General features: G+C 62.5%; 5 protein-coding genes and 1 pseudogene. All 6 read left to right on the top strand.

Annotated features, from left to right (window positions below):
• The first annotated feature begins 36 nt into the window (after positions 1-36).
• Positions 37-729, top strand: a complete 693-nt coding sequence (locus AC1DUU_RS22480) for a hypothetical protein (protein WP_476785603.1) — start codon at positions 37-39, stop codon at positions 727-729.
• 131 nt (positions 730-860) lie between these two features.
• Positions 861-1538 (top strand): FadR/GntR family transcriptional regulator, encoded by a 678-nt coding sequence (locus AC1DUU_RS22475; RefSeq protein WP_476785602.1) that lies wholly within the window; start codon positions 861-863, stop codon positions 1536-1538.
• Positions 1535-2824 carry a CynX/NimT family MFS transporter gene (locus tag AC1DUU_RS22470; RefSeq protein WP_476785601.1) on the top strand — a complete coding sequence of 430 codons (1290 nt, stop codon included), beginning with the start codon at positions 1535-1537 and terminating at the stop codon, positions 2822-2824. Before AC1DUU_RS22475 ends, AC1DUU_RS22470 begins: the two co-directional genes overlap by 4 nt.
• 69 nt (positions 2825-2893) lie before the next feature.
• Entirely contained in the window at positions 2894-3634 is a 741-nt protein-coding gene (locus AC1DUU_RS22465) for a dienelactone hydrolase family protein (RefSeq protein WP_476785600.1), read from the top strand.
• 115 nt (positions 3635-3749) lie between these two features.
• Complete coding sequence (locus tag AC1DUU_RS22460; protein WP_476785599.1) at positions 3750-4928, top strand: BaiN/RdsA family NAD(P)/FAD-dependent oxidoreductase; 1179 nt, start codon at positions 3750-3752, stop codon at positions 4926-4928.
• A 57-nt stretch (positions 4929-4985) separates the two neighbouring features.
• Positions 4986-5112: pseudogene (locus AC1DUU_RS22455) on the top strand (RNA polymerase subunit sigma-70); the annotation flags it as partial.

Raw genomic sequence — 5112 nt, 5'->3', positions numbered from 1 at the left:
TACGGGGAGAAGGTCCCGGCAGGGGGATGAGGGGCGGTGCATGCCTCTCAACAAGATATTGATGAAATCGCGGCCGCCCTGGCCACCCATGGCCTTATCCTGCGCGGCGGCTTCAATTTCGACGCCTTAGAACCAGCCCCGTTTGGTCTCTCAGGTTTCCCCGCCAAGTCAGTCCTGTTGGTGGGCCAGGCAGGGCCTGCACCTTGGTTGCATTTCTTGCGCTGGCGGCAGAGCCAGTCGGAAGGCTTGAAAAACCCACTCGATACCTGGTCGCAAGAGGTCATCGGCAAGGTGGCAGCCGCGTTCGGGGCGCGGGCGGTTTCCCCTTCGGACAGGCCTTATCTGCCGTTTCAGCAATGGGCCATGCGTGCCGAGGGATTGAGCCCGTCGCCGCTCGGTATCCTCATGCATCCGGAATATGGGTTGTGGCATGCCTATCGCGGGGCACTGCTGTTCGATGTCGAGATCTCGATTCAAGTGCCTGAGAAATCGATTCACCTTTGTGATGCATGTGTCGGAAAACCTTGTATGAAAGCGTGTCCGGTCAACGCATATTCCTCCGCCGGTTTCGCCTATCAGGAATGCCTCGGCCATGTGCGTGGGGCAAATGGCGCGCCATGCCGAACCGGCGGCTGCCTGGACCGCAACGCCTGTCCATTCGGCATGGCCTACCGCTACCCGGCAGAGGTGCAGGCCTTTCACATGGCTAGTTTTGCCGGGCTCGGCTGATCGCACCGAACCGGGCACCCACCGCGCGACTGGTACCGTACACGCCGTTTCTCTGTCCTAATTCGATCCATTGACGGCAGACGGTCACGGGCTTATTGCCAAAGTCATCTGATGACTTGATGAATTGGCCAATGCAACCCGCCATCCGAACCAATCTTGCCGATAGTGCCGCCGACAGCCTGCGTGCCGAAATCGTGAGCGGCCGCTGGGCTGTGGCCGAGCGCATTCCCAACGAAGCGTCACTCAGCGACCTGTTGTCGGTGAGCCGTGGCACTGTGCGCGAAGCGGTAAGGATGCTTGTCTCGCAGGGCCTGCTGGACACACGGCAGGGCTCGGGCACCTATGTGCGCTCCGCCGTCGACCCTTCCGCAGCCCTCGACCGGGTCAAGCGAGCCGGCCTGCGCGACCAGTGGGAAGCACGCGCCGCACTCGACGTCGAAGCGGCTCGGCTTGCCGCCCTGCGACGCACGCCCGCCGATCTCGCACACATGGGTGAACTGCTCGCTGCGCGTGGCACGGTCGCGGATGGCGGCAGCGAGGCTTTCATCCGCCGCGACATCGCTTTCCACAAATCGATCGTCGCAGCGTCCGGCAACCGGGCGATGATGGAGATCTACGACTTCTTCACTGCTGCCATCACTGAGACCATCCACGCCACCCTTGGTGGCGATCTTCCCGAACCGTCCCATCAGGCCCATGCGGCCATCGTCGACGCCATCGCCGCCAGCGATCCCGACGGTGCCGTCTCCGCCGTGCGCGCTTTCATGGCGCCGGTGCTTTTCGAACTCGAACGACTGCTTGCTCAATGAACCAGACTTTTCGCCAGCCAGAGGCACTAACCGGTCTTGATGACCAACTCATCGATGCCGAGGCAGATAGCCTGCCCAAGCCCCAGCCACCGGTGCTGCGCAGCCGTGCTGCCCAGATCGTGCTCGGCGCGAGCCTCGTACTTATCGCCTTCAACCTCAGGCCACTGTTTTCCAGCCTGTCGGTGCTGTTGCCCGAGGTGATGCAGCAAACTGGACTTTCAACGATAGGCGCGAGCCTGCTGACGACGCTGCCCGTCTTGTGCCTGGGGCTGTTTGCGCCTTTCGCTCCGAAGCTCGCGCAGCGCTACGGAGCCGAACGCACGCTGCTTGGCGCGCTCGCATTGCTCGCGCTGGGAACAGGCTTGCGCTGGTTCGGCTCGGTTCCGCTGCTTTTCCTCGCAACCTTCCTTGCCGGAGCCGCCATTGCCATCGGCAATGTGCTGCTGCCGGGACTGGTGAAACGCGATTTCGCCGACAAGGCGGCGATGATGACCGGGCTATACACCATGGCCTTGTGCGCTGGCTCGGCAGCGGCCGCTGGTTTCACGCTGCCGATTGAGCACCTTCTCACCGGCTCGTGGTCGGGCGCGCTTGCTGCCTGGGCGGTGCCCGCGCTGATCGTGCTGATGATCTGGACGCCGCAGGCGCTCGGTAGTCGGCGGCAGGCAAGCCACAGTGGCTTTCGCGTAGTCGGCCTGTGGCGGGATCGGTTGGCCTGGCAGGTGACGTTGTTCATGGGGCTGCAGTCGGCGCTTGCCTATTGCGTCTTCGGCTGGCTGGCTCCGATCCTGCGGGAGCGCGGGTTCGATGCCGCCACCGCAGGCGCTATCGTTTCGGTGTCGGTCATGGCGCAGGTGGTCACCTGCCTTGCTGTGCCGTCCTTTGCCGTGCGACGCAAGGACCAGCGCGGCGTCAATGTAACGCTCGCTGCGGCGGCGGTGATTGCGTTGCTCGGTATTCTGTTTGCACCGACGTCGACTGTGCTGTTCTGGGCGATCCTGCAAGGCATCGGGCAGGGCGGTTTGATCGCAGCTGCAATGACCTTGATCGTGCTGCGGTCGCCAGACTCGCATGTCGCGGCGCATCTGTCGGGCATGGCGCAAGGCGTCGGCTATGTGCTGGCGGCAACCGGGCCCCTTATGGTGGGCCTGATCCGCAGCTGGACCGGCAGCTTTTCGGCCTCCGCCTTCCTGTTCGTGGCGCTCGGCATTGGCGTGGCCGTCATGGGCATGGGCGCGGGACGCGCGCTGCAGGTGGGCGCCAGGACGGTTAGGGTTCAGGACTGATCTCGCAAGGTGAAGTTGCGAGAGCCGGCAAAGCCACTATGTTCTCCGCAACTGCAACGGAGACAGTTCATGACCACTGCAACCAAGCGCGACATCACCATCACGACTGYTGACGGCTTTGCCAAGGCCGGGCTGTTCCGATCCTCCGACAAGGCGCGTTCGGGCGTCATCCTCTACATGGATGCGTTCGGGCCGCGTGCAGCGCTTGATCGGATGGCCGAGCGGCTTGCGAGTGAGGGTTATGCCGTTCTGGTGCCTGATCTGTTCTACCGCAGCGGCGCTTACAGACCATTCGACGCCAAGACCGCTTTCGTCGTGGAAAAGACCCGCGCGGAACTGCGCGCGCTGATTGGCGCAACGACGCAAGAAATGACCATGCGTGACACCGGTGCTTTCCTCGACGCGCTTAAGGTCGAGGGCGTAACCGGCCCCGTCGGCACCGTCGGTTACTGCATGGGCGGCGGCCGTGCGCTCAATGCGGCGGCGGCCCATCCCGGCCGCATCGTTGCGGCGGCAAGCTTTCATGGCGGCAATCTGGCGAGCGACGCGGCCGACAGCCCGCACCGCCAGGCAGCGAAGCTCAAGGCTCGGGTCTATGTCGGTACGGCAGGTGTCGACGGCAGCTTTCCGCCCGAACAGTCGGCACTTCTGGCCGAAAGTCTACGCGCAGCCGGTGTCGACCACATCCTCGAAAACTATGTCGGTATGGGCCATGGCTGGTGCGTTTCCGATCATAGCGTCTACGACGCGGCAGGCGCCGAACGCCACTGGAAGCGGCTGACGACGTTTTTTGCTGAAACGCTGGCGTAACTTCCAACTTTGCCATCCCAACAGGTTCGGTTATCAGGCACGGGAACAGCCTTGACCGACCAACAGGGGGGCGCGCGCCGACAAGGCGCTGGCGATCCAGCGGGAATTATCTGAAATGCAGTCCTTTGATGTCGTGGTGATCGGCGCCGGTGCCGCTGGCATGATGTGCGCGGTCGAAGCCGGAAAACGTGGCCGCTCGGTGCTAATCATCGATCACGCTGCAGCACCTGGCGAAAAGATCCGCATCTCTGGTGGTGGCCGCTGCAACTTCACCAACATCCATGCCAGCCCGAAGAATTTTCTGTCGCAGAACCCGCATTTCTGCATTTCGGCGCTGAGCCGCTATACCCAGCGCAATTTCATAGCGCTCGTCGAGCGTTACGGCATCGCCTACCATGAGAAGACGCTGGGCCAGCTGTTCTGCGATGGTTCGGCGCGCCAGATCATCGACATGATGGTCGAGGAAATGCAGGCTAACGGTGTCGAACTGAGCCTGTCGACCACTGTCGATGACGTCATCAAGACCGCAGATGGGTTTGAGCTGTTTCTCTCCGGTAGCCGGGTTGCGTGCAAGTCGCTGGTGGTGGCGTGCGGCGGCAAGTCGATCCCCAAGATGGGCGCAACCGGCTTCGGCTATGAGCTAGCAACCCAATTCGGTCTGCCGGTGGTCGAGACCCGCCCGGCACTTGTGCCGCTGAGTTTCGACGCCAATACCTTGCAGAAGCTGGCGCCGCTTTCCGGTATCGCGGTCGATGCGGACGTCGCTTGCGGTAAGACCAAATTCTCCGAGGCCTTGCTTTTCACCCACCGTGGCATCAGCGGCCCGTCGATCCTGCAGATTTCGTCCTATTGGCGAGAGGGCGACGAGATCGCGATCTCGATGCTGCCGGGGACCGACGTGGCAGGTCTTTTGCGCGAAGCCAAGCGTGCCAATGGACGGCAGGCAGTGCAAACGGCACTTGCCGCGCATCTGCCGAAGAAACTGGCGCAGGCGATCGCCGAACGCACCGGATTTGACGGCAATCTCGCCGATATGTCCGATGCGCAGCTCAAGACGGTCGACGCGGCGGTCAATGCCTGGCGCATCAAGCCGGCTGGTTCGGAAGGTTATCGCACGGCTGAAGTGACGCTTGGCGGCGTCGATACCAAGGCGCTCGACCAGAAGTCGATGCAGGTGAAATCGGTGCCCGGGCTGTTCTTCATCGGCGAGGTCGTCGACGTCACCGGCTGGCTTGGCGGCTACAATTTCCAGTGGGCCTGGTCGTCGGGTTGGGTTGCCGGGCAGGCCGTCTAGAAAAAACGTCGCACGACCCCAAGGATTGCCAAAAAGCTTTCGTCCAACGGACAAATGATGGCGATGATGCTGGACGAAAGCGAAGCCTCCGATAGCGAATTGATCGGAAAAGCACGCGACGGCGACAGGACAGCTTTCGGCGAACTCGTCGAAAGGCATTATGGATTCGTCCATCGCGTTGCCT

The organism is Aminobacter sp. P4_H6_2 (assembly GCF_056400805.1).
This window is presented reverse-complemented; position numbering and strand designations above follow the sequence as displayed.